The organism is Methylobacterium sp. WL8 (assembly GCF_008040045.1).
In the GTDB taxonomy this organism is placed as follows: Bacteria; Pseudomonadota; Alphaproteobacteria; order Rhizobiales; family Beijerinckiaceae; genus Methylobacterium; species Methylobacterium cerastii.
Genome location: NZ_VRVF01000023.1, coordinates 41,263 through 66,435 on the forward strand (window position 1 = coordinate 41,263; position 25,173 = coordinate 66,435).

The following is a 25,173-nucleotide window of genomic DNA, read 5'->3' on the forward strand; positions in this document are numbered from 1 at the left end:
AACCTTGCGGCGCTCCCCTCCCCGCGCCACCTGAACGGCGACGGCCGACCGGCTGGCCCTTCCGCGTCTCCCAACCACCTGAGTCCGCCCTTGCCCATCCAGAGTTTCGCCGCGCGCGCCGGCTCCGCGGTCAAGGCCTTCGCCGAGGCGTCGAGCGACTTCCTGATCCAGCCGACCCTGCGGCTCGGCGTCACCGGGCTCGCCCGCTCGGGCAAGACCGTGTTCACCACCGCGCTGATCCACCATCTCGTCGAGAGCCACGCGCTCCCCGCCTTCGCCCCGGCGCAGGAGGGCCGGTTGCGCCGCGCCCGCCTCGTGCCGCAGCCCGACGACGACGTGCCGCGCTTCCCCTTCGAGGAGCACTATTCCGCCCTCACCGAAGCCCGCCTGTGGCCGCGCTCCACCGACCGGATCAGCCAGTTCCGCCTTGCGATTGAGTACGAGCGCGTCGGCAGCTGGCGCTCCGGCCCGGGCACGCTGATGCTCGATGTGGTCGACTATCCCGGCGAATGGCTGCTCGACCTCGCGCTGCTGGAGCAGAGCTACACCGCCTGGTCGCGGGCGACGATCGCCGGAACCCGGCGCGCCGGCCGCGGGGAGATGGCGGCGCCCTGGCTCACGATGCTCAAGGGCCTCGACCCGGTGGGCCCCCTCGACGAGGTCGTGGCCGAGCGGGCGAGCGCCGCCTTCACCGTCTACCTCGCGGCGTTGCGCGCCGGGCCGGAGATGGTGGCGACGACGCCCCCCGGTCGCTTCCTGATGCCGGGCGACCTCGCCGGCTCGCCGGCCCTGACCTTCGCGCCGCTCGATAGTCTGCCCGAGACGATCGAACCTAGGACGCTGGCCGGGCTGATGGAACGGCGCTTCGAGGCCTACAAGGCCAAGGTCGTCGTGCCGTTCTTCCGCGACCACTTCCAGCGCGTCGATCGCCAGATCGTGCTGGTCGACGTGCTCGCGGCCGTCGATGCCGGGCCGGCGGCGCTCGCCGAGTTGGAGGAGGCGCTGGATTCGGTCCTGCTCAGCCTGAACATCGGCCGCAACACGCTGCTCTCGCGGCTGTTCGCGCCGCGTGCCGACCGGATCATGTTCGCGGCGACCAAGGCGGACCACCTGCACCAGACCAGCCACGACCGGCTGGAGGCGCTGCTGCGCCTGCTCGTCTCGCGCGCCATGCGCCGGACCGAGGCCGCCGGCGCCCGCGTCGGCACCGTGGCGTTGGCTTCGGTCCGCGCCACCCGCGAGACCACGATCCACGACGGCGACGCGGTGCTGCGCGCCGTCGCCGGCACGCCCGAGGCCGGCGAGACCGTCGGCGACGAGCTGTTCGACGGTACGGCCGAGGCCGCGGTGTTTCCCGGCCATCTCCCCGTCCGGCCCGAGGCCGTGCTCGAAGGCGCGGTCGAGCCGGGCTCGCTGCGGTTTCCCCGGTTCCGCCCTCCGGTGATCAAGCCCGACGCGCTGGAGCGGCCCGGTCACCTGCCGCAGATCCGACTCGACCGGGCGATGCAGTTCCTGATCGGCGACAAGCTGACGTGATGGCCGGGGCGACAACCTTGAGGATGATGCCGTGAGTTCGACCCAGCGCCCGCGCGCCTTCCGCATCCCCGCCGCCGACGCGCCGGCCTCGAGCGAGGCCCTCGCGCCGATGCCGGCGGCGCCGGGCGGCGTCCGCATCGTCGAGGACCCGGTCGAGATCGTGGACGCGGCCGACGCCGTGCCGGTGCCGATGGCGAAATCCCGCGGCGTCCCGTGGGGCGGACTCCTGCTTTCGGCCGCGGGCGGGCTCGTGTCGCTCGGCGTCGGACTCTCGGTCGAGCGGCTGATCGCCGACCTGTTCCAGGCCGCGCCCTGGCTCGGCGGCGTCGCCCTGGCGCTCCTGGCGCTGGCCGGGCTCGCGCTCCTGGCGATCGTGGTGCGTGAGCTGCGCGGGCTCTGGCGCGAGCGCAAGATCGAGCACCTGCGCCAGGCCGCGGTCACGGCGATCGCCACGCGCGACCACAGCGCGGCCCAAGGCGTGGTCCGCGACCTCTCGGCGTTCTATGCGGAACGCGTGGGGCTCGCGGCAGGCCGCCAGCGGCTGGAAGCCTCGGCGGACGCGATCCTCGACGTGGACGACCGCATCGGCCTCGCCGAGCACGAGTTGTTGAGCCCCCTCGACCGGCAGGCGCGCAACGCCATCGCCACCGCCGCCAAGCAGGTCTCGGGCGTCACCGCGCTGAGCCCGCGGGCGATCGTGGACGTTGCGTTCGTGGTCTTCTCCGCCGTGCGGCTTCTGCGCCGGATCGCGGCGATATACGGCGGGCGCCCGGGCTTCCTCGGGTTCTTGCGTCTAGCACGCGCGGCCCTCACGCACCTGACCGTCACCGGCGGGATGGCGGTCGGCGAGAGCATGATCCAGCAGGTGCTCGGCTTGGGGATCGCGGCGCGGGTGTCGGCGAAGCTCGGCGAGGGCGTGCTGAACGGCCTGATGACCGCCCGCTTCGGCCTCGCGGCACTTGCGGTCTGCCGGCCCCTGCCGTTCGTGCGCGAGGCGCCGCCCCGGCTCTCGGACGTCGCCGGCGAACTTCTCCGCCCGGCCGACCCGGAGCCAAAGTAGCGGGAGACGTTAGGACTGCGCCCGCTTCTGCACCGCTTCGGCGTTGCGGCGGTTGGCGATGCGGGTGAACATGTTGCCTGTGTAGTCGGCGACCTTCGGCTTCTCGACGGCCACGAGTTGGGCCTCGAACGCCTCGATGCGCTTGAGCAGCGCGGCGTCGCCGAAGATCGAGCTGTTGAAGGAGGTGTGGGCGCGCTCGCCCAGCGCCGTCTGCACGGCCTCCAGTCGCGTCAGAAGCTCTTTTCGCGTCACGTCGATCTCCCGCGGGCCGGATCGCTCGTGATCCGAGGTCCATCAGCGCGGGCTTCGGTAAACGGGAGGTTAACCGGGCGCCTGCGGCCTGAGCGATGCGCTCACAGGTCCTTCATGAAGCCGGCGAGGCGCATCAGGCCCTCCGGCCACGGCCCGTGGCCGCTGGCGACGTTGACGTGGCCGGATTCGCCGGCATCCACCAAGGCCGAGCCCCAGGCGTAGGAGAAGTCCTCGGCACGCTCGTATCGGCAATAGGGATCGGTGCGGCTTGCCACCAGCAGGGAGGGGAACGGCAGCGGGTCGCGCGGCAGCGGTGCGAAGGCGCGCACGCTATCGGGCAGGTTCGGCGTCTCCTCGACGTCCGGCAGCGCCACGAACAGCGCCCCGACGACGCGGCCCTGGGGCAGCTTCGGAACCGCCTCGACGCAGGCGACGACGCCGAGGCTGTGCGCGATCAGGATGACGGGGCGCGTCGCCGCCGCGACCGCCTCGACGACGCGGCCGCACCACGCGTCGGGCTCCGGCGCATGCCAGGAATCCTGCTCGACGACGCGGGCGGTGGACATTCGGCTGGCCCAGCGCGCCTGCCAATGGCCTTCCTCCGAGCCGCCCAGGCCCGGAACGATCAGGATGTCGCAATCGGCGGTCTTCATGGCCGCGTCCCTACCCGCTCTCGGCGAAAGGGTCGAGAACGAAGAAAGGCGGCGCTTGCGGCGCCGCCTCTCCGATCGGTTCCCATATGGGTTTGCTTCAGAGACGGTGGGCCGTCCGGTCGTCGCCGTGGTGCTCGGGCTCGGCCTTGAGGCCGGCCTTCTGGGCCGCCGTCTGGATGTTGTCCGGGTCGAGGGCGGTCTCAACGAACTCCCGGCCGCGGTTGGTGAACTCGCGTGCGTAGCGCAGGCCCTGGTCGCGGACCTCGTCGGCGTAGGGTCCGATGTTGCGGTCTTCCTGGCGGGTCCGAGGCAGCAGCGCGCCGAGCAGCAGGCCAGCGGCGACGCCCACCACGCCAACCAGCAGCGGGTTCTCGGTGACGAACTGCTCCACCGCCGTGCGGCTGCGCTCGAGCTTGTCGCTGCCCCGCACCACCACGTCGTCGATCTTGCGCATGTGGTCGCGGTGGACGCCCGAGACCCAATTGCGGGCCTCGTCCGCAGCACCGCCGAGGCGGTCGCGCACGTCGTCCGCGAGATCCGAAGCGCGATCCCGCGTCCGGTCGGCGAAGTCCGCCGCGCGGTCGGCGGCATCGCTTGCCGCAGCGCGGGCCTTGTCGGCCACGTCGCCGACCTTGCCGGCGACATCCGGGCCAGGGCCGGCTTGGTGATCGTGCGGAGAGGCGTCGTGACGGCCGATCGGGTCGCGCAGCCCCGCGGGGTCGGGCCACAGGGTATGGTCGGCCGCCTTCGCATGCGGATCGAGGTGGACCGGATCCAGGCCGGCGGCATGCAAACCGGCCTCGACTTTCGCGGCGGCGCGCCGCGCGATGTCGTCGGGAAGATGGTTGTCGGTGGCGGCCGACTTGCTCGTGTCGCCCAGGCTCGTGTTGCTCATGGCGTGATCCTTCAGAACTCTTACGCGGCTGGCAAAACCCGCTAGGGGCCAATCCGAGGGGTCGGTCGGGGCGTCGGCCCGCGCTGTGCGAAGCGGCGTCCCGTCAGGCGCGGGTCTCGTCCAACAGCGGCGGCTTCGGCTGGCGGGTGGGCAGGTCGGGATCGTAGGCGCGGGCGGCGCCGTCGTTCAGGACCGGCACGCGCTCGGCGGAGGCGTGCGTCCGTCGGCGGTTGGCGTCCTGGGACATCCGATGCATCAACCAGCCGACGCCGGCCGCGATCAGCAGGACCGGCACGGGGTTCCGGCGGACAGCCTCGAGCGCTCCGTCGTAGGCACCGCTGACGGCGGGGGCGCGGCGGGCGTTGCCGAGCATCTCGTCGACCAGGCTCGAAACCGAGAGGCGGCCCTGAATGCGTTCGATGGTCTCATCGAGGCGCGCGCGGCTCGCCTCGATGTCCCGCTCCATCTCATTCATCGAACTCATCCGGACACTCTCTCGGAAAGGGCGCGAGCGTCCTGGCGGACCTGCCGGCCTGTGCGGGTGGGGGTGAGCGTGGAGAACGACAAGGCGCTGCGTCCCCAGAGCGCCATCCCGATCGCGAGCACCAGGAGGACGCCGCCGACGATCAGGGCCGACAGCCACTCGGAGCCGACGATGGTGGCGAGCCACTTCACGAAGGCGCCGATCAGCACCAGCAGGGCGACGACGGAGAACACCGCAGAGGCCATGAGGCAGACGATGCCGACGATGAGCGAGCGGACGTTCTTCGCCATCTCGGCGCGGAACAGGGCGATTTCCTTGCGGGCGAGATCGTTGGTCTCGCGCAGGGCATCGCCGATGAGGCTCTGGATGCTGCCGGCGGATGAGCCGGAGGAGGAGCCCGGAGGGGGGGTGTGCGATCCGTTCGACATGGCCGTGCCGATCAAGCGCGGAAGCTGTCGCGCGCGTCGCCTTCCGGCGGCAGGCTCGACGACTTGATGAAGCGGGCGGCGATGAAGCCGGCCACGAAGGTCCCGACCGCAACCGCCACCGGCGCGCGGCGGGCGAAGGCTTCGGCCTCTCCGTAGAAGTCGGCGAAGCTGCGCGACTCGATCGAGCCGCCGAGCTGGCTCAAGCCGTCGGCCGCGCTGTCGAAGAACGCCTTGATGTTCGGGCGATCCTCGAAGTCCTTGCTCGAATCTCGAAGGGTCTTGGCGAGGTCGTGGACCGATTGGGCCGCGTCGTTCTTGCGACCCTCGACGAAGGTCTGGGCTTGGAGCCGGGCGGCATCCATCAGTCCGCGGCCGCGTTCGGCCGCGACATCGGCGATCCCCTCGACATCGCCCTTCAGGCCGCGCCATTCAGCCTGCTCGCTCGCGGCGGCGTGGGCCGGATCGGGGTGGGGGATCTCGGACGCAGCCATGAGCGGGACTCCTTCGTACACGGGTCTTGGAGGGCGATGTTCGCCTGAGTAACATCGCCCGCGTCCGCGGGTTCCGGGGACGGCCGCGCGAACGACGGGTCAGGCGCCGTTCAGGCGTGTTCGGCCAAGGTTCGCGACTGTTGCCGACGCCCCGCGCGGCGGGGACGGGCGCCGGGACAGGCCTCGGATTTCGTCTTGAGGGCTGCAAACGATCGCTTGACCCGCAGCGGTCATTCGCGCTTGGCTAACCCTACGGATCGCCGGGAACTCTCGCGCGTTCACGGATGGCAAGAAACGTTGACGTTGCGCGTTCCACGCCGGCGCGCTTGAGGATCCGGAGCCCACCTGAGTGGCACGCCTTGTGATCGTATCGAACCGCGTTGCGGTTCCGGAAGAAGGCGGCAAGGCGGTCGCCGCCGGCGGCCTCGCCGTCGCCGTGAAGGAGGCCTTCACCGCCTACGAGGGATTGTGGTTCGGGTGGAGCGGCAACATCAGCGAGGAGCCCTCAGAGGAGCCGACGCTGATCGACCGCGACCGCGTCCAGTACGCGGTGGTCGACCTCTCGCCGCAGGACCACGAAGAATACTACGCCGGCTTCGCCAACCGGGCCTTGTGGCCGATCATGCACTACCGGCTCGGGCTCGGTATCTTCTCGCGCTCGGATTATGCCGGGTATTGCCGCGTCAACCGCATCTTCGCGCGGGCGCTGGCCAAGCTCGTCCAGCCCGACGACATCATCTGGGTGCACGACTACCACCTGCTGCCGATGGCGGCCGAGTTGCGCGGCCTCGGGCTCTCGAACCCGATCGGCTACTTCCACCACATCCCGTGGCCGGCCGCCGACGTGTTCAACACGCTGCCGGCCAGCAACGACCTGCTCCGCGCCATCGCCGACTACGACCTGATCGGCCTGCAGACCGACCCGGACGTGCAGAACCTGTCGCGCAACCTGATCGACACGCTCCGCGCGATCCCCCTCGGCGGCGGCTCGCTGATGGTCGACGGCCGGCGCACCCGGATCCGCAGCTTCCCGATCGGTATCGACGTCGCCGGCTTCAAGGACGCGGCGGAGAAGGCCGGCTCGAACAAGGTGGTCCGCGAGACGATGGCCGGCCTGCGCACGCGCAAGCTGCTGATCGGCGTCGACCGGCTCGACTATTCCAAGGGCGTGCCCGAGCGGATGGAGGCGGTGGAGCGCTTCTTCGCCTCCAACCCCGACCAGCGCGGCAACGTCACCTACATCCAGATCACGCCGAAATCGCGCAGCGAGGTGCCCGAGTACGAGCAGCTCTCGCGCACCGTCAACGAGACGGTCGGCGAGATCAACGGCGCGCTCGGAGACCCGGCCTGGACGCCGATCCAGTACGTGACCAAGGCCTATCCTCGGCCGGTGCTCGCGGGCCTCTACCGCGCCGCCCGCGTCGGCCTCGTCACGCCGATGCGCGACGGCATGAACCTCGTCGCCAAGGAATATGTCGTCGCCCAAAGCGAGGACGATCCGGGCGTGCTGGTCCTGTCCAAGTTCGCCGGCGCGGCGCGACAATTACCCGAGGCGCTGATGGTGAACCCCTACGACCGCTTCGAGGTCGCCGAAGCGATCCGGACGGCTCTCTACATGCCGCGTAGCGAGCGGCTGGAGCGCTGGAAGCCGATGGTCGAGCGCATGACCCGCGAGGACGTCGACTGGTGGGCGCGAAACTTCCTCTCGGAACTCGAGAACTTCCGCACCGTCGAGCGCGAGCCGCCGACGACGGCCGCGGCGGCGGAGTAGGCTTGAGGCGAGTAGCTTTGGGTCACGATCGGGCGCGCCGCACAGCCCATTCGCCCCGGCGACTTGATCCGGGAACACGGATGCGTCCACACCGGCTCCGGGCCGGGGGGACCATCGCATGTCGGATTTTCGTATGATCGCCGTCGACGACGGCGTGCCGACGCCGTTGGGCGCCCACTTCGACGGACGCGGCGTCAACTTCGCCCTGTTCTCCGAGCACGCGACCGCGGTCGACCTCTGCCTGTTCGAGCCGGGCGAGCGCCACGAGAGCCGGACGATCCGGCTTCCCTGCCGCAGCGACGACGTCTGGCATGGCTATCTGCGCGGCGTCCTGCCGGGGCAGCTCTACGGCTATCGCGTTCATGGGCCGTGGGAGCCCGCGCGCGGGCACCGCTTCAACCCGTCGAAGCTTGTCCTCGACCCCTATGCCCGCGAGATCCGCGGGCGCATCCGCTGGCACGATGCCCTCTACGGCCACCGCCGCGGCTTGCAGCGCGAGGACCAGATCGACCGGCGCGACAGCGCGGTCTACATGCCGAAATCGGTCGTCACCGCGCCCGAGGTTCCGAACCTCGCGCTGCAGCCGATCCGCAGGCCGCTGTCCGAGACGGTGATCTACGAGGCGCACGTCAAGGCGCTGACGATGACCCATCCGGCGGTGCCGGAAGCCGAGCGCGGCACCTACGCGGCGCTGGCGCATCCGGCCATCGTCGAGCACCTGTGGAAGCTCGGCGTCACCGCCCTCGAGCTGCTGCCGATCCAGGCCTTCGCCGACGACCGCTTCCTCGTCGAGAAGGGGCTGGTGAACTTCTGGGGCTACTCGCCGCTCGGCTACTTCGCGCCCGATCCGCGCTACCTCGGCGACGGCGGGCTCGGCGGCCTCAAGGCGGCGATCCGCGAGCTGAACGCCGCCGGCATCGAGACGATCCTCGACGTGGTCTACAACCACACCGCGGAGGCCGGCCATACCGGCCCGACCCTGTCGTTCCGCGGCATCGACAACGCGAGCTACTACAAGCTCGATCTGGCGAACCCCCGCCGCGACGTCGACTGCACCGGTTGTGGCAACACCCTCGACGTCGCCCACCCGCGGGTGATGCAGATGGTGCTGGATTCGCTCCGGCACTGGGCGACGGCCTACGGCATCGCCGGCTTCCGCTTCGACCTCGCCACCAGCCTCGGCCGCTCGCCCTCCGCGTTCTCGGCGCAGGCCGCGTTCTTCCAGGCGGTGGCGCAGGACCCGGTGCTCGCCCAGGTCAAGATGATCGCCGAGCCTTGGGACCTCGGCGAGGACGGCTACCGGCTCGGCGGCTATCCGCGCGGCTGGAGCGAGTGGAACGACCAGTTCCGCGACGCCGCCCGCGGCTTCTGGCGGGGCGACGCCGGCCAGCTCGCCAAGTTGACGCAGGGGCTGACCGGATCGCGCGAGGTGTTCGCGCCCTCTCGTCGCTCGCCGCTCGCCAGCATCAACTTCGCTGCCACCCATGACGGCTACACGCTGGCCGACGTGGTCGCCTACGAGGAGAAGCACAACGCGGCGAACGGCGAGGACAACCGTGACGGGCACGGCCACAACGTCAGCCGCAACTACGGCGTCGAAGGGCCGACCGACGATCCCGCGATCCGTGCCGTCCGCGCCCGGCAGGTGCGCAACCTGCTCGCCACCGTGATGCTGGCCCAGGGCGTGCCAATGCTGCTGATGGGCGACGAGCGCTCGCGGACGCAAGCCGGCAACAACAACGCCTACTGCCAGGACAACGCGACCAGCTGGATGGACTGGTCGACCGATCCCGACCCGGACCTCGGCACGTTCGTTTCCAACCTGACGCGCCTACGCAGGGAGCGGCCGGCCCTGCGCCGACGCGCGTTCTTCGACGGCGCGCCGGTCGCGCCCGGGGGGAGCCTGCGCGACGTGCACTGGCTGTCGCCCTGCGGTGCGGAGATGGACTCCGAGGCCTGGGCCGACGAGAGCCGGCGCGCCTTCGGGATGCAGATCGGCAACGACCTCGACCGCGGCCGTATCCTGATCCTGATCAACGCCGACCAAGGCCCTTGCGACTTCCGCCTCGCAGCGGTGGTCGGCGGCCCGTGGCACCCGGTCTTCGACAGCACCGCCGCGACAGGCGCCGTCCCGCCGGACGCCCCCGGCTACGCATCAAGCGCCGTCGTCCCGCTCCAAGGCCGCGCGATCCTGGTGCTCGCCGAGGGCGAGGCGGAACCCGCGCAGCCGTCAGGCCGGTTCGTCGCCGCCTGAGGCCGGCCGCCGATTCCGTCTCGCAGCCGCTTCAGTGATCGTGGCCGCAATCCGGGCCGTGCACGTGAGGAGCGTGATCGTGCGCGGCATGATCGTGGGCATGCTGATCGTGGCCGTGGTCGGCATGCCCGTGGTCGTGCCCGTGAGCTGCGGGTCCGTGGTCGTCATGCGCGTGTGCCGCATGATCGTGGTGGTCGTGCGAATGGTCGTGGCCGCAGGTGCTGTGGTCGTGGGCCATGCGCTCGGGGCGGAAGGCGCGATCGACCGGGGTCGCCGTGCAGCCCTGGCCGCGGACGAGCTCCGCCGTGGCGGGCGTCGCAGGGACGTGGAGGATTTCGGCGCCGATCTCGGCCGCGACGTGGTTGCCGCCGAGCTGCCAGGCGAGGCGCATCAGGCGGGCTGGATTCTCGGCGCGAACCTCGAGCAGCGCCTCCGGGGCGGCCTTCACCGCGACGAGGCGACCGTCGTCGAGGCGCAGGGCGTCTCCGTCCTCGAGGGCGGCGGCCTTCGCCAGCGCCAGGTCGATATGCAGGCCGCCGGCGCTGTGTAGGTGCCCGCGCTGCGCTTGACGCCCGGCATGGTCGAGGCTGATCGTGTCGACGACCGCATCGGGGCGGACCGCGGCCCGGCGGACGATCGTGGTGGCTCTCGGCATGGCACCCTCTCTCAGGCGATGGTCGCGACGGACGGGGTCGCCGATTTCGGAAACCCGCTTCCGCAGGCTCTTAACCCGCGCCGCGCGCCGTGCCGAGGGCATTTCGCGGCGTCGACGGCCCGAGCCGGAGCAGATCGGAGCCTTGAACCGGGGCGCCGCACCCTGGAGACAAGCCCGGCTTTTCGGCTGCTTCCCCGCATCCCGGCGGAACCTTGGCCGTATCAGGTGCATTTCATGGTGGATAAGGCTAAGCTCGGACCGCACCATCACCACGGCGAAACGCCGGACCGGATGCACAAGGGAGTCTCGGAACTCATGAAGAAGCTCATCGCCGCCGCCCTCGCCGGCACCCTCGCCCTCTCGGTCGGCGCCTGCAACACGCCGCAGGATCGCGCCCTCGGCGGTGCCGGCCTCGGCGCCCTGGCAGGCGCCGCGATCGGCGGAGCCGCCACCGGGCGCGCCGGCGGTGCGCTGGCCGGTGCCGCGATCGGCGGCGCGGGTGGCGCCATCGTCGGCGCTTCGACGGCGCCGCGCTGCCCCTACGGCACCTACCGCGACGCCTACGGCGACGTTTACTGCCGCTGAGGCTTCGCCGCCCCGGCACGGAAGCAGGATGGAGGAGGGCCGGAGCGAACGCTCCGGCCCTTCCGCGTTTCGGACGGAGCCTGTATCCCCGGCGGCCTGTCGTCGGCGGAACGCTTCGAGGTCGCCGGCATCGTGAAAAGGCCAGCCGGTGACCGTGCCGCATCTCCAAGACAACCCCGCCCGGTCCCGATGAATTCGGGGATCTGGGGCAAGCTCGGCGGCGCCGGGATCGGCCTCGCGATCGGCGGCCCCCTCGGGGCGCTCGCGGGCGGGCTCGCCGGGCACTACCTCGTCGACCGCGAGGGCGCGCTGTTCGGCCCGATGCCGCGGGACGTGGTCTTCACCACCGGCCTCGTGGCGCTCGCCGCTAAGATGGCGAAGTCCGACGGCGTGGTCACGCCCTCCGAGGTCGAGGCCTTCGGCAAGGTGGTGCAGGTCGGCGAGGCGGAGCGCGCCCGCGTCACCCGCCTGTTCGACCTCGCGAAGCGCACGACCAACGGCTACGAGGCCTATGCCCGCCAGCTCGCGAACGCCTTCCACGACGAGCCGTCCCTGCTGGAGGACGTCCTCGACGGCCTGTTCCACATCGCCACCGCCGACGGGGCGATCCATCAGGCCGAGGAAGCCTATCTCCGCGCCGTCGCCGAGATCTTCGGGTTCGACGACATCGCGTTCCGCCGCATTGCCGCCCGGCACGTGCGGCTGGCCGACGACCCCTACCTCGTCCTCGGGCTGGAGCACGGCGCCGACCCGGCCGCGGTGAAGGTCCGCCACCGGCAGCTCGTGGCCGAGAACCATCCCGATCGCGCGATCGCCCGCGGCCTGCCGCCCGAGGCGGTGGTGATCGCCACCAAGCGCCTCGCCGCGATCAACGCCGCCCACGACCGGATCCTCGCAGAAAGCGGCGTCCGTCTGGAAGGCGGTGCGGCATGACGCCGGACAGCCCGCTCGCCACCCGCATCCAGCCCTCGCCGAACCACGGCGAGCGCCTCGGCAAGCGGCCGGACATGCTGATCCTGCACTACACCGGCATGGACGGCGCGGCCGCCGCGCTGCAGCGGCTCGCCGACCCGATCGCCGAGGTCTCGGCCCATTACGTCGTGCTGGAAGACGGCACGATCCTGCAGATGGTGCAGGAGGGCCGCCGCGCCTGGCATGCCGGCCGGGCGTCCTGGCAGGGCGAGCGCGACGTGAACTCGCGCTCGCTCGGCATCGAGATCGTCCATCCCGGTCATGTCGGCGGCCTGCCGCCCTACCCTGAGGCGCAGGTCGCGGCGGTGACCGCGCTCGCCCGCGACATCGTCGTGCGCTGGGCGATCCCGGCGGACCGGGTGCTCGCCCATTCCGACATCGCTCCCGACCGCAAGGAGGATCCGGGCGAGAACTTTCCCTGGCGCCGGCTCGCGGCCGAGGGCGTCGGCCACCACGTGCCGGAGGTGCCTCTGCGCGACGGTCGCTTCTTCGCCGAAGGCGATGCGGGGCAGCCGATCGAGGCGCTGCAGGCGATGCTCGCGCTCTACGGCTATGACCAGCCGGTGACGGGCACGTTCGATCCGCACATGCGGGCGGTCGTCACCGCCTTCCAGCGCCATTTCCGGCAGGCGCGCGTGGACGGCATCGCCGACGCCTCCACCATCACGACGCTCCGGGACCTGATCGCGTCGCGTCCGACCTGAAGGAGGCTCATGCCCCGCCATCACCGCCCAAGCGCCGTGCCGGCCGGCCTCGTGCTGCTGGCCGCCCTCGCCACTCCGGCGTTCGCCCAGGATGCCCGGACGGGTGCGGCCAAGCCCAGCGCGATCTGCCCGGACCTGCCCGATCTCGGCGGGACGCTGCGGCGGGCACGGGTCGTGGCGGAGGGGCGCGTCGCGTTCGTCCGGTCGGCCGACGCGGACCCGGCTTGCCCGAGCCTCGCGCCCGCCTGTCGCGAGAAAGCCTTCCTCGTCGCCGGCAACGGCGTGATCCGCGGCGCGTCGAGCGGCGCCTTCGCGTGCGCGAACTATGTCGGCGCGACGGGCCAGATCCGATCCGGCTGGTTGCCGGAGCGGGTGCTGGCCGACGACGCGCCTGCGACGGTCGGCCTCGACGACTGGATCGGCACGTGGATGAGCGGGCCGGAGCAGACCGTTACGATTCGGCGCAAGGGCGAACGCCTCGTGCTATCGGGGACGGCATCCTACGGGACCCAGGACCCGGAACGGGTGAAGCGCGGGGCGATCAACATGGGCTCGTTCGAGGCCGAACTCGCTCCCGACAGCCAGGACACGCTTGGACCGACGGCGACAAGGCCGTGGTGCCTGGCTTCCGCCCGGACGAGGTGAGCCGTTGCAGCGTCCGGATGCGGCTGATGCCGCCGGACCTCGTCGCCGAGAGCAACGGGGCCTGCGGCGGCATGAACGTCACCCTCAGCGGCGTCTACCGCCGGGGCGGCTGATCGGCGGGGCTCAAGCCCGGCCGTGCAGCTCCGCCTCGCGCCCGTCCGTGGCCGTGTCGGCATGCGCCTCTCCGCGGGTGCGCCACAGGCTGTAGAGGATGCCGACAGTGAGCAGCACCACCGTGACCGCGAGCGACACCCACGGCGGCACGTGGACGAGGCCGAAGGTGTCGGCGACCACGATCTTCGTGCCGATGAAGATCAGGATGAAGGCGAGCGCGGTCTTGAGGTAGGCGAAGCGATCGACCATCGCGGCGAGCGCGAAGTAGAGCGCCCGCAGGCCCAGGATCGCGAAGATGTTGGACGTGTAGACCACGAAGGTGTCCGTGGTGATCGCGAAGATCGCCGGCACGCTGTCGACCGCGAAGATCACGTCGGCGCCGTTGACCAGAACCAGGGCGAGCGCCAGCGGGGTGAGCCAAAGCGCGGTCTTGCCTGTCCGCGGATCGGCCTTGCGAACCATGAAGTGCTGGCCGTGAAGCTCGGGCGTAATGCGCAGCTTCGCCCGCAGCCAGCGCACGGCGGCATGATCCTGGAAGTCGCCGGCATCCTCCTCCTTGGAGAACAGCATCTTCAGGCCGGCATAGATCAGGAAAGCGGCAAACAGCGACAGGACCCAGGCAGCCTGGTGCACCAGCGCGGCGCCGAGCCCGATCATCAACCCGCGCAGCAGCACCGCGGCGAGGATGCCCCAGACCAGCACCCGGTGCTGAGCGGCGAGCGGGATGCCGAGGGCCGAAAGGATGACCGCGATGACGAAGACGTTGTCCATCGACAGCGACTTCTCGACCACGAGGCCGGTGACGTATTCCTGGGCGGGCTGGGCGCCGAGATACCACCAGATCCAGCCGCCGAAGGCGAGGCCGAGGCTGAAGTAGAAGGCGGTGAGGAGCAGGCTCTCCTTCACGCCGATCTCGTGCTCCTTGTCGCGGTGGAGCAGGCCGAGGTCGAAGGCGAGGAGGGCCGCGACCAGGGTGTGGAACCCGAGCCACATCCAGATCGGCTTGCCGAGCCACTCGACGTATAGGAAATCGACCATTCGCGGGACCGTGATGCTTCTTTTGCAAGGAAAGCATCGGCTCCGACATCACGGAAGCATCTTGAGAGAGCATCCCGCCAGAGGGGCCCGCAGCCGATGAGCCGCAGTTAGAGACGCGAACGCGGCGAATCAAGGGCGGCCCAAACCGGGTTCGGGCGCCGCTGCCATGCCTTGACAGCGCGGGCGAACCGACGCCTTCCGCTGCCATGGACATTCGAGAGGACGACGTGGCGCGAGAAGACGCCCTCCGGGAGACGGTGGCGATCGTTGGCGGCGGCCCTGCCGGGCTGGCAGCAGCCGAGGTGCTGTCGGCCGCCGGGCACGCGGTGGCGGTCTACGAGCGGATGCCGTCGGTCGGCCGTAAGTTCCTGCTCGCCGGCCGCGGCGGGCTGAACCTCACCCACAGCGAGCCCGCGCCGGACTTCCTGCGCCGATACCATCCGTCGGGCAGCTTGGGCCGCGCGATCGAGGCGTTCCCACCCGATGCCCTGCGCGCCTGGTGCGAGGATCTGGGCGAGCCGACCTTCGTCGGATCGAGCGGGCGGGTCTTCCCGAAGGCGTTCAAGGCCTCGCCGCTGCTGCGGGCGTGGCTGCGCCGTCTCGAGGCTTCTGGCGTCCGCATCCACACAAGGCACCGGCTCGCGGCGTTCGAGGACGGCACCCTGGTGTTCGAGACGCCGGAGGGGAAGAGCTGGACGCGGCCGAAGGCGGTGCTGCTGGCGCTGGGCGGCGCGAGCTGGCCCCGGCTCGGCTCTGACGGGGCCTGGGTGCCGATGCTGGAGAACCTCGGCGTGGCCGTCGCGCCCCTGCGGCCGGCCAACGCGGGCTTCGTGGTGGCGTGGTCCGAGCACTTCCGCGAGCGGTTCGCCGGGCAGCCGCTGAAGCGGATCGGGCTTGCCGCCGACGGCGTGATCGTGCGCGGCGAGGCGGTGGTCACCGCAGACGGGATCGAGGGCGGCGCGATCTACGCGGTGTCGCGGGCCTTGCGCGCGATGATCGAGCGTAAAGGCGCGGCCCGCCTCGTGCTCGACCTGCGCCCCGACCTGACGTTGAGGGCGCTGGCCGACCGGCTGTCCGACCCGCGGCCCGGCGAATCGATGGCCACCCGCCTGCGCAAGGGGGCCGGCCTGTCGCCAGTCGCGGCGGGGGTCTTGCGCGAGTTGGCGGGCGTCGCATTGCCGGCCGATCCGGATGCGCTCGCCGGGCTGATCAAGGCCGCGCCGTTGCGCCTGCACGCCATGGCCTCAATGGAGCGCGCGATCTCCACCGCCGGCGGGGTCGGCCTCAGTGGGCTCGACGCGGGCTTCATGGTCCGCAAGCGGCCCGGCCTGTTCGTGGCGGGCGAAATGCTCGACTGGGAGGCGCCCACCGGCGGCTACCTGCTCCAGGGGGCGATCAGCAGCGGCCGGGCGGCGGCGGCCGGGATGGCGGCCTGGCTCGCCGAAGATCGGGGCACGAGCGCCGCATGATCCCCTGGGAGAACCTCGATACCGCCTCGATCCCCGGCGACGGCGGCACCCTGCGGCTGCGGCGGCGGGGCACCGAGTTCTCGATCATGCTTGGCCAGAACGAGCTGATGAACAGCCGCCTCAGCGGCTCCGAGGAGGCGCTGGCGACGCTGGCCTGCGGCAGGATCGCATCGCGAAAGGCGCCGCAGGTGCTGATCGGCGGGCTCGGCATGGGCTTCACCCTGCGCGCGGCGCTGGGCACGCTGCCTCCGGGGGCGGCGGTGACCGTCGCCGAGCTCGTGCCGGCGGTGGCCGCCTGGGCGCGGGGGCCGCTCGCAGGCGTGTTTTCCGGCATCCTCGACGATCCCCGCGTGTCCCTGCGAGAGATCGACGTGGCGCGCGCGATCGCCGAGCGGCCCGCTGCATGGGACGCCATCCTGCTCGACGTCGACAACGGGCCGGACGGCCTGACACGGGCCTCCAACGACAGGCTCTACGACGCGGCAGGCCTCGGCGCCGCCCGCGCCGCCCTGCGCCCGGGCGGCATCCTCGCGGTCTGGTCGGCAGGGCCCGACCGCAGCTTCAGCCGCCGCCTGCACGATGCCGGCCTGAGCGTCGAAGAGGTCTCCACCCGCGCCAACGGTCGAAAGGGCGGCGCCCGCCATGTGATCTGGCTCGGGGTGCGCTCCGGCCGCGGCTGACTAGCGACTCCCGTTTCTGGCCCCTCTCCGTCATCCCGGGGCTGCGCAGCAGACCCCGGGATCCAGAGCCGCCGGCGGTGCCGGGATCGAGCGCGACCTGCGGCTCTGGATTCCGGGCTCGCCTTCGGCACCCCGGAATGACGAGGATGGGGGAGACGCGATCGACCATTTGGATTCGACAGCTACGATCCGCCGCCTTCTCAGGCGATCGTCACATCCGGGCGCAGAATCCGACCATGCCGGTAGACTCGGACGGGCAAGAGGCGGTCGCCGTGCCGTCGGCGCCTTGCGAGAAGACCGGGGCGCCGGCCTTGAGGCAGTAGGCCGAGACGAAGACCTCGCCGCTCGCGCAGGCGATCGCGCAGCCGGAGGCCGGGCAGGTCTCGCTGCGCACCGCCCGGAACGGTGTCGCGGGAGCCGCGGCGGGCAGCGCGGCTGCGGCAGGCCCCGCCGGACCGGCCTCCCCTTTCGAACCAGGTTCCCCCTTCGGACCGGCTTCGCCTTTGGCGCCAGCCTCGCCTTTGGGACCCGCTTCACCCTTGAGACCCGGCTCCCCCTTGGACCCGGCCTCGCCTGCCGGGCCGGCCGGCCCGGGAAGTCCCGCCACGCCCTGCGGGCCAGGCTCGCCGCGCACACCGGTCTCTCCCTTGGCGCCGGCCTGGCCCTCGGGGGCGCAGTTGGCGATCACCGCCTCGCGCTCGTCCTCGTCGCTCTTGAGGGACACGACGCAGCTGCCCGGGCGGTAGGGCAGACGGAAGAGGAAGCGGCCGCGAGAATCGGCCATCACCGACACGTCCTCGTCCATCACCACGACGGCGCCGCCCTTGCGGACCGAGCCCGAGATCCGCAGGTCGCCGGCCTCGATGCGGGCGTCGTAGACCATGATCGGCTGTGACGGCGCCTGAGGCCGCCGCGCCCGCGGGCGGGGGGCCGGCGCGGGCTTCGTCTCGGCGCCCGGAACCGCCGCCGGCTGCTGGGCCTCGGCGGCCCCGGCGAGGACGAGACAGCCGACGAGCAACGTGGCGGCGCGCACGAGACGAAGGGTCATGGTCGGACGATTCCTACCGCCGGATCGCGCGGCGGCGGGACATTGCCGCTTGGCCGCCGCCGGGGTCAACCCTGGGTTTCGGGACGGCGGTCGTCGCCTCGTACACAGCCGTCCACAGGCCAAGTCGCTGCGCAAGCGAGACTATTTCGTGGAGCTACGAAACCGTTTGAAAATGTTCTTGTTTTGTTCCTATCTGGCGTCATGTCGGAGCTGGATCGGGATGGAGCCCTCGCGTGACGAACCGGAGGAACGGGCGCCCTCCCCGGCGGAACGGATCGCCGCGTTGCGGGTGCGCCTGGACGCGGAGCGCCGGTCCGATGCGGGCGGCGTGCTCCCCTTCGGCGTCGCCGACCTCGACGCGCGGCTTCCCGGGGGTGGGCTCGGCCTCGGCCTCCTCCACGAGGTCGCCCCCGAGGGCTCGGGCGACGAGGCCTCCGCCCTGGGCTTCGTCCTGGCGCTGGTCGCCCGCCATCTCGCGCGCGCGGCCGGGGATGCCCTCCTCGTCGTCGCCCCCGGCCATCCGATTCCCTACGGCCACGGCCTCGTCGGCCTCGGGCTCGATCCAGGGCGCCTGCTGCTGCTCGAGGCCGAGGCGGACGCCGTCGTGTTCGGCGCCCTCGAGGACACGCTGCGGGCCGGGCAGCTCGCGGCGGTGGCGGGGCTCGTCGCGGATGGGCTTCCGCTGAAGCCGGGCCGTCGCCTGCAACTGGCCGCCGGTTCCTTCGGCACCTCGCCGCCCCTTCTGCTGATCCTGCGGCCTTTCCGGGCCGCCCTGCCGAACGGCGCGGCGACGCGCTGGCGGATCGCGGCCGGCGGCGCGGCGCGCGACCGGTTCGGCTGCACCCTGCGTCCCCGTTGGCGCGCACGGCTCGACCGCTGCCGCAACGGCCGGCCGGGCGACTGGCTCCTGGAGTGGGATCATGCCGCGCATCGTTTCGATCTGCCTGACGGACTGGCCCGTCGCGCGCCTGATGCGTGCGGGGGCTACGCCGGATGACGGCCTGCCCCTGGTGATCGCCGCCGCCGGAGCCGGCGGCCTGCGGCTCACCGCCGTGAACCCGGCCGCCGCCGCGCTCGGCCTGCGGCGCGGCGAGCCGCTGGGCCGCGTGCGCGCACGCCTCTCCACCCCGCTTCACGTCCACCCGGCCGACCCGGCGGCCGACGCGGCGGCGTTCGCCAGGCTCTGCCTCTGGGCGCAGCGCTACACGCCGAGCGTCGTGCCCTTCGGCCCGGCCGAGGCCTGCGACGGCCTCTACCTCGACGTCACGGGGGCGGACCACCTCATGGGCGGCGCGGACAAGCTGGTCGCAAACCTCGCCGCCCGCTTGGCCCGTGCCGGCATACCGGCACGGATCGCCGTGGCGGACACCCCCGGCGCGGCCTTCGCCCTCGCCCGTCACGGGCGCGAGGAGATGGCATGCGTCCCCTCGGACGAGACCGAGCAGATCCTGAGGCCGCTTCCGGTCGAAGCCCTGCGCTGCGAGCCCGCCGTCGCCGTCGCCCTGAAGCGGCTCGGGCTTCGCCGCGTCGGCGCCCTCCTCGACGCGCCCCGCCCGCCCCTGGCGCGCCGTTTCGGCGAAGCCCTGCTCCTGCGCCTGGACCAGGCGACGGGCCGCCGCCCCGAGCCCCTTAGCCCGATCTCCGAACCCGTGCGTTACGGCGCCGCCCGCGGCTTCCTCGATCCGGTCGGGAGCCAGGAGATCGTCGTCGCGACGGCGCGGCGGCTGATGGCCGAGATCGCGCCGCGCCTGGAGGCGGACGGCCTCGGCGCCCGCGGCGTGCGCCTGTCGCTGCACCGGGTCGACGACGTGGTGCGCGCCCTCGACCTCGGCCTGTCAGAGCCGAGCCGCTGCCCGGACCATGTGGCCCGCCTGCTGCAGCTCCGGCTCGAACGGCTCGGCTCGGGCCTCGATGCCGGCTTCGGCTTCGAGACCGTCCGCCTCGACGTGGCCGCCACCGGTCCGATGCCCGGCCGCCAGGCCGCCCTCGACACCGGACCCGTGCCCCCCGGCGCGCGCATCGCCGGCCTCGCCGACGCCCTGCGCCAGCGCTTCGGCCGCCCGGTGATCCGCCTGTCTCCCCGCGCGAGCCACGTGCCCGAGCGCGCCGACCGCATCGCACCATGGCGCACGGAATCTCGGCACACCGAACCTTGGCGTGTCGAGCGCGTCGTCCTGCACTGGCCCGATCCCGATGCCGGGATCGGCCCACGCCCGCTGGTGCTGTTCGACCGAGGCGAGGCTGCCGAGGACGTGATCGCCCTTGTGGCGGAGGGGCCGCCCCGCCGCTTCCGCTGGCGCTCCCGCCTCCACAGGATCGCCCACGCCGAGGGTCCGGAGCGGATCGCCCCCGAATGGTGGCGCGAGACCGGCATCCCCCGCGACTATTACGTCGTCGAGTGCGAATCCGGCCACCGGCTCTGGCTCTACCGCGACGGCCCGAACCTTCCCGAGCGGCCGGCCGCATGGTTCGTGCACGGGCTGTTCGCGTGACGGGGGGGACTTACGCGGAACTGGCCGTCTCCACGAACTTCTCGTTCCTGCGCGGCGCCTCGCATCCGCAGGAATACGTCGAGCAGGCGATCGCCTACGGCCTCGACGCCATCGGCATCGCCGACCGCAACACCTTCGCCGGCGTGGTGCGCGCCTACGCGGCGGCGCGGGTGAAGCCGGCGCGCCCGGGCGCCGAGGACATTTGGAATATCCCGTTCCTGCCGGGCGTGCGGCTCGTCACCGAGGAGGGGTTCGAGGCGGTGACCTACCCGATGGACCGGGCCGGCTACGGCCGCCTGTGCCGGCTCCTGTCCACGGGCAACCGTCGGGTGCGCAAGGGCGAGTGCCGGTTCTCCTTCGCCGAGATGCTGGATGCGGCCGAGGGCCAGGTCTTCATCGCGATGCCCCCCGGCCGCCGGCCGCTGCCGCCGGCAAGCTTCTCCGCCCGGGTCGAGGCGCTGGCGGCCGCCGCCCCCGGCCGGGTCTGGCTCGGCGCGAGCCACCGCCATCGCGGCGACGAGCGCCGCCGGCTCGGGCTCCTGGCCGAGCTCGGCGACCGCCTCGGCGCGCCGATGGTCGCGGTGTCCGACGCGCTCTACCACCATCCCGACCGGCGCCCGCTGCAGGACGTGATCGCCTGCATCCGCGAGGGCTGCACCCTCGTGGAAGCCGGCTACCGCCTGGAAGCCAACGCAGAGCGCCACCTCAAGCCGCCCTCCGAGATGGCGCGGCTGTTCGCCGACCACCCGGAGGCGCTGGCCGCGACGCGCGAGATCGTGGAGGCCTGCACGTTCTCGCTGGGCGAACTGGTCTACGAATACCCGGACGAGCCGGTTCCGCCGGGGAAGACGGCGCAGGCACACCTGACCGAGAAAGCCTGGGACCGGGCCCGCTGGCGTTTCCCTGACGGCATTCCCGATGCGGTCGCGAAGACGCTCGACGACGAGCTGAACCTCATCCGGAAGATGGATTACGCGCGCTACTTCCTCACCCTGTTCGACATCGTAGAATTCGCCCGCGACCGCGGCATCCTGTGCCAGGGGCGCGGCTCGGCCGCCAACTCCGTGGTCTGCTACTGCCTCGGCATCACCGCGGTCGACCCGACCCAGATCCGCCTGCTGTTCGCCCGCTTCATCTCCGAGAACCGCGACGAGCCGCCCGACATCGACGTCGACTTCGAGCACGAGCGCCGCGAGGAGGTGATCCAATACCTCTACGGCAAGTACGGCCGAGAGCGCGCCGCGATCTGCTCGACGGTGATCCACTACCGCCCGCGCTCGGCGATCCGCGAGGTCGGCAAGGTGCTGGGGCTGACCGAGGACCTTACCGCCGCGCTCGGCGAGACCGTGTGGGGGTCCTGGGGCAAGGACCTACCCGACAAGCATGTGGCTCAAGCGGGGCTCGACCCGGAGAACCCGGCGATCCGCCAGGCGGTGGACCTCGCGGTCTCGCTGGTCGGCTTCCCGCGGCACCTGTCGCAGCATGTCGGCGGCTTCGTGCTCACCCGCGGGCGCCTCGACGAGACCGTGCCGGTCGGCAACGCCGCGATGCCCGACCGCACCTTCATCGAATGGGACAAGGACGACATTGATGTGGTCGGCCTGATGAAGGTCGACGTGCTGGCGCTCGGCATGCTCACCTGCATCCGCCGGGGCCTCGAATTCCTCGCCCGCGACTACGGCCACGACTACCCGACCCTCGCCGACCTGCCGCAAGAGGAACCGGAGGTCTACGCGATGCTCTCGAAGGCCGATTCCGTCGGCGTGTTCCAAGTCGAGAGCCGGGCGCAGATGTCGATGCTGCCGCGGCTGAAGCCGAAGGCGTTCTACGACCTCGTAGTGCAGGTCGCGATCGTCCGCCCCGGCCCGATCCAGGGGGACATGGTGCACCCCTACCTGCGGCGGCGTTCCGGGAACGAGCCGGTGGAGTACCCCTCCCCCGACCCGGCGCACGGCCCCCGGGACGAGCTCGAAGGCGTGTTGAAGCGGACCTTCGGCGTGCCCCTGTTCCAGGAGCACGCCATGCAGATCGCGATCACCGCGGCCGGCTTCACCCCGGCCGAGGCCGACGGACTCAGGCGCGCCATGGCGACCTTCCGGCATGTCGGCACGATCGGCGGGTTCAAGGAGAAGTTCATCGGCGGGATGACGCGGCGGGGGTATCCGCAGGACTTCGCCGAGCGCTGCTTCAAGCAGATCCGCGGGTTCTCCACCTACGGCTTCCCGGAGAGCCACGCGGCGAGCTTCGCGCTCCTGGTCTACGCCTCGGCCTGGCTGAAATGCCGGTACCCGGACGTGTTCCTGGCCGCGATCCTCAACGCGCAGCCGATGGGCTTCTACCAGCCGGCGCAGCTCGTGCGCGACGCCCGCGCCCACGGCGTCGAGGTGCGCGGACCCGATGTCAACGCCAGCGACTGGGACTGCACCCTGGAGCCGGCCTCGGAAGCGCCCCCTCCCGGGGTGCCGAAGCGGCTCGCGGTGCGGATCGGCCTGCGGCAGATCACCGGGCTGCCGCAAGGTGCGATGCGCCGGCTCGTGGCGTTGCGGGCCAACGGCTACGCCAGCATCGAGGGCTTGCAGGCGGCCCTGGCGCTACCCCGAAACGCCCTGGAACGGCTGGCTGAGGCCGACGCCTTCCGCTCCCTCGACCTCGACCGGCGGGCGGCCCTGTGGATGGTGCGGACGCTGGAGGGCGGACGCCTCGCCAAGGCCGCGCCGGACGCGGGCCTGGGCCGGCGCGCGCACCTGCTCGAGGCGCCGCTGCCGCTCTTCGCCTTCCACGCCGACGATGGGCTCTTCCGCAACGAGCCGGCCGTGGCGCTGCCGGCCATGCCGGCCTCCGAGCAGGTAGCGGAGGATTATTCCGCCACCGGGCTCTCGCTCAAAGGCCATCCGGTCGCGTTCTTCCGGGCTCGACTCGCCCGGATCGGCGCGATTCCGGCGCGCGAGCACCACGATCCGAGCTTTCCCCAGAACGGCCGCGTCACCGTGGCCGGGCTGGTGCTGACCCGCCAGCGTCCCGGAACCGCCAAGGGCGTCGTGTTCCTGACGCTCGAGGACGAGACCGGCATCGCCAACGTCATCGTCTGGAAGACGGTGTTCGAGGCCAACCGTCGCGCCGCGATGAACGCACGCTTCCTGGCGGTGCAGGGCCGGGTGCAGCGGGCCGAGGGCGTCGTCCACCTCGTCGCCGAGCGGTTCCGCGACCTGACGGAGGAGCTGCGCGCGCTGCGCGAAGGCGGCGTCCGCCTGCCGCCCGAGACCAACGACTTCGGTGCCCCCGTCGATCGCAGGACCTATCGCAGCCGGGACTTCCATTGAGCAGGACTCCGAACCTGTACAGTCAGGAGCTTGGACAGCCGCGAGCCTCGACAGCGGATCGGCCGCTTGTATGGTGCGGCCATGCTCCGCTTCGCCCTCGCCTGCCTCCTGCTAATTCCCGTCGCCGCCCGCGCGGACGAATGCGACGGCCTCGCCCAGAGGATCGCCGCCACCACCGGCGGCAAGGTCGGGCGCCGCGCCGGCCCCAGCATCGACATCAGGGTGCCGGGCTCGATCAAGCTCGACCTGACCTGCCGGGCCGAGCCGATCGTCCAGGCGAGTTCCGGCGAGACGACGCCGTCCGCGACCTTCTTCCGCGACCTCGCCATCGCCTCGGAACTGCTCGTCGGCGAGCCGGCCGGCACGGTCGAGGCCGTCATCGCCAAGGCGCACGCCACCGCACTCTCCGAGCGGCGCAAGTCGTTCATCCAGCAGAACGGATGGTCGGCGAGCTGCTACACCGACAGCACCGGCTCGATCCGCACCCTCTGCTCGATCGGCCGCATCCCGCCGGGGTGAGGCGCCCCCGGCGAGCCGGAACCGCCCGTTTTGCTCAGTACTCGATGATGTCTTCCAGCGCGTAGTGCTTCACCGTCTTGCGGTTGGCGATCAGCTCCTCGACCGTCGGCTCGCCGCGCAGCGCGCGGCCGATGGCAAGCTTCGTCGCCTCGTAGTTGGTGCGGTAGAGGTCCTTGCGGTCGAGGTTCTCGTCCTCTGAGCACCGGACGTCGAGCCAGATCATGATGATCATGCACAGCTCGTCGAGGCCGTCCTTGGGCAGGATGCCTTCGATGATGCAATCCACGATGGCGTCCCCGGTGGCCGCCTGAACCACGCCGCCGAGAAGCTCGGCATACTCGGCCGTGTGGATCGTGACCTTGGTGGTCATCATCGTGGCCGGGCGCACGAGCTGATTGAGGTCGCGCACCACGAACATCCGGGTGTGGCCCTGCACCTGGCCCATCATGCCGGCGAAGGCTTGGCCGACGGGGCCGCGCGTCGAGCCGATCAGAACCTCGGGCATCGCGTCGGTGTATTGCCCCTCGGCGGCGAGCACGGTCGCCTCGCCCGTGCGGAACCAGATCTCGGACATGTCTCTCGGCCTCGGAAGCGGCGCCCAGGAAACGGCGCGGTCGGCCGCGCAGACATCATCCCCGGCCGCCTTCGTCAACCGTTGGTCCGGACGACAAAGGCGGACGGCGGCCCTGGCCTCCGCAGGCGCGATCGGTCATGCAGGGGGCGACCGAACAGGAATGAACGACGATGAGCGATCCGGACCAGGGACCGGGCCGGGGGCCGGCCAGCGAGCGCGGCTGGAGCCTGTCGGCGGCGCCAGCCGGCGATGGGGTGCGCCTGGAACTCGGGCTGCCCGACGTCGGAGGCAAGCCCATCACCGCCATCCTCGCCCTCAGCCGGTCCGAGGCGCGCGCCTTTGCGCGGACGCTGCTCGCGGCCGCCGGCGACGCCGCCGAGCGCAGCTTCCCGCAGGCGCCGAAGCGCTAGGTCGCGGACTCATTAAGTTCGTAGCCAGACGCGAAGGGCAGCGAGTTTGACGCTGGCGAGGAAGTTGTCCGGGTCTTTGTCGTAGCGCGTGGCGACGGCCCGGAAGTGTTTGATCTTGCTGAAG

At 71.6% G+C, this 25,173-nt stretch carries 25 protein-coding genes and 1 pseudogene; 15 read left to right on the top strand and 11 right to left on the bottom strand.

The annotated features are described in order from the left end of the window. The first annotated feature begins 90 nt into the window (after positions 1–90). Both FV234_RS10830 and FV234_RS10835 read left to right on the top strand, forming a co-directional pair. Positions 91–1,536 carry a YcjX family protein gene (locus FV234_RS10830; protein WP_147829247.1) on the top strand — a complete coding sequence of 482 codons (1,446 nt, stop codon included), beginning with the start codon at positions 91–93 and terminating at the stop codon, positions 1,534–1,536. Positions 1,537–1,567: 31 nt separating this feature from the next. Then, positions 1,568–2,596 (top strand): TIGR01620 family protein, encoded by a 1,029-nt coding sequence (locus FV234_RS10835; protein ID WP_147829249.1) that lies wholly within the window; start codon positions 1,568–1,570, stop codon positions 2,594–2,596. A gap of 9 nt (positions 2,597–2,605) precedes the next feature. Here FV234_RS10835 and FV234_RS10840 read toward each other — a convergent pair whose 3' ends face one another. The 6 genes from FV234_RS10840 to FV234_RS10865 all read right to left on the bottom strand — a co-directional run bounded on the left by FV234_RS10840 (position 2,606) and on the right by FV234_RS10865 (position 5,799). Then, positions 2,606–2,848, bottom strand: a complete 243-nt coding sequence (locus FV234_RS10840) for a hypothetical protein (protein WP_147752187.1) — start codon at positions 2,846–2,848, stop codon at positions 2,606–2,608. A 101-nt stretch (positions 2,849–2,949) separates the two neighbouring features. Continuing rightward, positions 2,950–3,501, bottom strand: a complete 552-nt coding sequence (locus FV234_RS10845; protein WP_147763579.1) for an alpha/beta hydrolase — start codon at positions 3,499–3,501, stop codon at positions 2,950–2,952. Between the two features lie 97 nt (positions 3,502–3,598). Continuing rightward, positions 3,599–4,396: a hypothetical protein gene (locus tag FV234_RS10850; RefSeq protein WP_147763580.1), complete on the bottom strand. Its 798-nt coding sequence runs from the start codon at positions 4,394–4,396 to the stop codon at positions 3,599–3,601. 103 nt (positions 4,397–4,499) lie between these two features. After that, on the bottom strand, positions 4,500–4,871 hold the full coding sequence (locus FV234_RS10855; RefSeq protein ID WP_147763596.1) for a DUF3618 domain-containing protein: 372 nt from the start codon (positions 4,869–4,871) through the stop codon (positions 4,500–4,502). Positions 4,872–4,876: 5 nt separating this feature from the next. After that, a complete protein-coding gene (locus FV234_RS10860; protein ID WP_147829251.1) occupies positions 4,877–5,308 on the bottom strand; it encodes a phage holin family protein in 432 nt (143 codons plus the stop codon). Positions 5,309–5,319: 11 nt separating this feature from the next. Beyond that, positions 5,320–5,799, bottom strand: a complete 480-nt coding sequence (locus FV234_RS10865; RefSeq protein ID WP_147752191.1) for a hypothetical protein — start codon at positions 5,797–5,799, stop codon at positions 5,320–5,322. Positions 5,800–6,148: 349 nt separating this feature from the next. Here FV234_RS10865 and FV234_RS10870 point away from each other — a divergent pair, with 349 nt between their 5' ends. Together FV234_RS10870 and glgX are read left to right on the top strand one after the other, a co-directional pair. Then, positions 6,149–7,570 carry a trehalose-6-phosphate synthase gene (locus FV234_RS10870; RefSeq protein ID WP_147763582.1) on the top strand — a complete coding sequence of 474 codons (1,422 nt, stop codon included), beginning with the start codon at positions 6,149–6,151 and terminating at the stop codon, positions 7,568–7,570. Between the two features lie 133 nt (positions 7,571–7,703). Next, complete coding sequence (gene glgX / locus FV234_RS10875; protein ID WP_147829271.1) at positions 7,704–9,824, top strand: glycogen debranching protein GlgX; 2,121 nt, start codon at positions 7,704–7,706, stop codon at positions 9,822–9,824. 31 nt (positions 9,825–9,855) lie between these two features. Here glgX and FV234_RS10880 read toward each other — a convergent pair whose 3' ends face one another. Beyond that, positions 9,856–10,479 carry an urease accessory protein UreE gene (locus FV234_RS10880; RefSeq protein ID WP_147829253.1) on the bottom strand — a complete coding sequence of 208 codons (624 nt, stop codon included), beginning with the start codon at positions 10,477–10,479 and terminating at the stop codon, positions 9,856–9,858. 315 nt (positions 10,480–10,794) lie between these two features. Between FV234_RS10880 and FV234_RS10885 the strand changes: the two genes are divergently transcribed. The 4 genes from FV234_RS10885 to FV234_RS10900 all read left to right on the top strand — a co-directional run bounded on the left by FV234_RS10885 (position 10,795) and on the right by FV234_RS10900 (position 13,385). After that, positions 10,795–11,064: a hypothetical protein gene (locus FV234_RS10885; RefSeq protein ID WP_147763584.1), complete on the top strand. Its 270-nt coding sequence runs from the start codon at positions 10,795–10,797 to the stop codon at positions 11,062–11,064. 189 nt (positions 11,065–11,253) lie between these two features. Continuing rightward, complete coding sequence (locus FV234_RS10890) at positions 11,254–11,997, top strand: molecular chaperone DjiA (protein ID WP_147754365.1); 744 nt, start codon at positions 11,254–11,256, stop codon at positions 11,995–11,997. Beyond that, a complete protein-coding gene (locus tag FV234_RS10895; protein ID WP_147829255.1) occupies positions 11,994–12,740 on the top strand; it encodes an N-acetylmuramoyl-L-alanine amidase in 747 nt (248 codons plus the stop codon). The genes FV234_RS10890 and FV234_RS10895 overlap by 4 nt, the downstream gene beginning before the upstream one ends. 9 nt (positions 12,741–12,749) lie before the next feature. Further along, positions 12,750–13,385 (top strand): hypothetical protein, encoded by a 636-nt coding sequence (locus tag FV234_RS10900; protein ID WP_147829257.1) that lies wholly within the window; start codon positions 12,750–12,752, stop codon positions 13,383–13,385. Between the two features lie 123 nt (positions 13,386–13,508). Here the strand turns inward: FV234_RS10900 and FV234_RS10905 are convergent, their stop codons facing one another. Beyond that, on the bottom strand, positions 13,509–14,537 hold the full coding sequence (locus tag FV234_RS10905; protein WP_147829259.1) for a TerC family protein: 1,029 nt from the start codon (positions 14,535–14,537) through the stop codon (positions 13,509–13,511). A 206-nt stretch (positions 14,538–14,743) separates the two neighbouring features. Here FV234_RS10905 and FV234_RS10910 point away from each other — a divergent pair, with 206 nt between their 5' ends. Next, positions 14,744–16,006, top strand: coding sequence for a TIGR03862 family flavoprotein (locus FV234_RS10910; RefSeq protein WP_147829261.1), 1,263 nt, complete (start codon positions 14,744–14,746; stop codon positions 16,004–16,006). Then, on the top strand, positions 16,003–16,686 hold the full coding sequence (locus tag FV234_RS10915; protein ID WP_147754360.1) for a spermidine synthase: 684 nt from the start codon (positions 16,003–16,005) through the stop codon (positions 16,684–16,686). The genes FV234_RS10910 and FV234_RS10915 overlap by 4 nt, the downstream gene beginning before the upstream one ends. A gap of 211 nt (positions 16,687–16,897) precedes the next feature. Here FV234_RS10915 and FV234_RS10920 read toward each other — a convergent pair whose 3' ends face one another. Then, positions 16,898–17,734, bottom strand: a complete 837-nt coding sequence (locus FV234_RS10920) for a collagen-like protein (protein WP_147763591.1) — start codon at positions 17,732–17,734, stop codon at positions 16,898–16,900. A gap of 220 nt (positions 17,735–17,954) precedes the next feature. On the opposite strand from FV234_RS10920, the gene FV234_RS10925 reads away from it, so the two are divergent. The 4 genes from FV234_RS10925 to FV234_RS10940 all read left to right on the top strand — a co-directional run bounded on the left by FV234_RS10925 (position 17,955) and on the right by FV234_RS10940 (position 24,065). Next, a complete protein-coding gene (locus FV234_RS10925; protein ID WP_246686169.1) occupies positions 17,955–18,731 on the top strand; it encodes an ImuA protein in 777 nt (258 codons plus the stop codon). Beyond that, entirely contained in the window at positions 18,655–20,226 is a 1,572-nt protein-coding gene (locus FV234_RS10930; RefSeq protein WP_147829263.1) for a DNA polymerase Y family protein, read from the top strand. The genes FV234_RS10925 and FV234_RS10930 overlap by 77 nt, the downstream gene beginning before the upstream one ends. Further along, a complete protein-coding gene (locus FV234_RS10935; protein WP_147829265.1) occupies positions 20,199–23,546 on the top strand; it encodes an error-prone DNA polymerase in 3,348 nt (1,115 codons plus the stop codon). Before FV234_RS10930 ends, FV234_RS10935 begins: the two co-directional genes overlap by 28 nt. A gap of 81 nt (positions 23,547–23,627) precedes the next feature. Beyond that, positions 23,628–24,065: a hypothetical protein gene (locus FV234_RS10940; RefSeq protein ID WP_147754420.1), complete on the top strand. Its 438-nt coding sequence runs from the start codon at positions 23,628–23,630 to the stop codon at positions 24,063–24,065. Positions 24,066–24,099: 34 nt separating this feature from the next. Here the strand turns inward: FV234_RS10940 and FV234_RS10945 are convergent, their stop codons facing one another. Continuing rightward, the gene (locus FV234_RS10945) at positions 24,100–24,639 is read right to left on the bottom strand and encodes a formaldehyde-activating enzyme (protein WP_147754419.1); all 540 of its coding nucleotides are present in this window, start codon (positions 24,637–24,639) and stop codon (positions 24,100–24,102) included. Positions 24,640–24,809: 170 nt separating this feature from the next. Here FV234_RS10945 and FV234_RS10950 point away from each other — a divergent pair, with 170 nt between their 5' ends. After that, entirely contained in the window at positions 24,810–25,049 is a 240-nt protein-coding gene (locus FV234_RS10950) for a hypothetical protein (RefSeq protein ID WP_147829267.1), read from the top strand. A 12-nt stretch (positions 25,050–25,061) separates the two neighbouring features. On the opposite strand, the pseudogene FV234_RS10955 reads toward FV234_RS10950, so the two are convergent. Continuing rightward, positions 25,062–25,173, bottom strand: a pseudogene (locus tag FV234_RS10955) (IS5/IS1182 family transposase); the annotation flags it as partial.

Coding starts and splice junctions, on each gene's coding strand:
- FV234_RS10885 (WP_147763584.1), top strand. CDS start 10,795: ATGAAGAAGCTCATCGCCGCCGCCCTCGCCGGCACCCTCGCCCTCTCG.
- FV234_RS10890 (WP_147754365.1), top strand. CDS start 11,254: ATGAATTCGGGGATCTGGGGCAAGCTCGGCGGCGCCGGGATCGGCCTC.
- FV234_RS10850 (WP_147763580.1), bottom strand. CDS start 4,396: ATGAGCAACACGAGCCTGGGCGACACGAGCAAGTCGGCCGCCACCGAC.
- FV234_RS10915 (WP_147754360.1), top strand. CDS start 16,003: ATGATCCCCTGGGAGAACCTCGATACCGCCTCGATCCCCGGCGACGGC.
- FV234_RS10910 (WP_147829261.1), top strand. CDS start 14,744: ATGGACATTCGAGAGGACGACGTGGCGCGAGAAGACGCCCTCCGGGAG.
- FV234_RS10940 (WP_147754420.1), top strand. CDS start 23,628: ATGCTCCGCTTCGCCCTCGCCTGCCTCCTGCTAATTCCCGTCGCCGCC.
- FV234_RS10880 (WP_147829253.1), bottom strand. CDS start 10,479: ATGCCGAGAGCCACCACGATCGTCCGCCGGGCCGCGGTCCGCCCCGAT.
- FV234_RS10845 (WP_147763579.1), bottom strand. CDS start 3,501: ATGAAGACCGCCGATTGCGACATCCTGATCGTTCCGGGCCTGGGCGGC.
- FV234_RS10895 (WP_147829255.1), top strand. CDS start 11,994: ATGACGCCGGACAGCCCGCTCGCCACCCGCATCCAGCCCTCGCCGAAC.
- FV234_RS10900 (WP_147829257.1), top strand. CDS start 12,750: ATGCCCCGCCATCACCGCCCAAGCGCCGTGCCGGCCGGCCTCGTGCTG.
- FV234_RS10860 (WP_147829251.1), bottom strand. CDS start 5,308: ATGTCGAACGGATCGCACACCCCCCCTCCGGGCTCCTCCTCCGGCTCA.
- FV234_RS10930 (WP_147829263.1), top strand. CDS start 18,655: ATGCCGCGCATCGTTTCGATCTGCCTGACGGACTGGCCCGTCGCGCGC.
- FV234_RS10935 (WP_147829265.1), top strand. CDS start 20,199: ATGGTTCGTGCACGGGCTGTTCGCGTGACGGGGGGGACTTACGCGGAA.
- glgX (WP_147829271.1), top strand. CDS start 7,704: ATGATCGCCGTCGACGACGGCGTGCCGACGCCGTTGGGCGCCCACTTC.
- FV234_RS10865 (WP_147752191.1), bottom strand. CDS start 5,799: ATGGCTGCGTCCGAGATCCCCCACCCCGATCCGGCCCACGCCGCCGCG.
- FV234_RS10925 (WP_246686169.1), top strand. CDS start 17,955: ATGGAGCCCTCGCGTGACGAACCGGAGGAACGGGCGCCCTCCCCGGCG.
- FV234_RS10945 (WP_147754419.1), bottom strand. CDS start 24,639: ATGTCCGAGATCTGGTTCCGCACGGGCGAGGCGACCGTGCTCGCCGCC.
- FV234_RS10920 (WP_147763591.1), bottom strand. CDS start 17,734: ATGACCCTTCGTCTCGTGCGCGCCGCCACGTTGCTCGTCGGCTGTCTC.
- FV234_RS10905 (WP_147829259.1), bottom strand. CDS start 14,537: ATGGTCGATTTCCTATACGTCGAGTGGCTCGGCAAGCCGATCTGGATG.
- FV234_RS10855 (WP_147763596.1), bottom strand. CDS start 4,871: ATGAATGAGATGGAGCGGGACATCGAGGCGAGCCGCGCGCGCCTCGAT.
- FV234_RS10950 (WP_147829267.1), top strand. CDS start 24,810: ATGAGCGATCCGGACCAGGGACCGGGCCGGGGGCCGGCCAGCGAGCGC.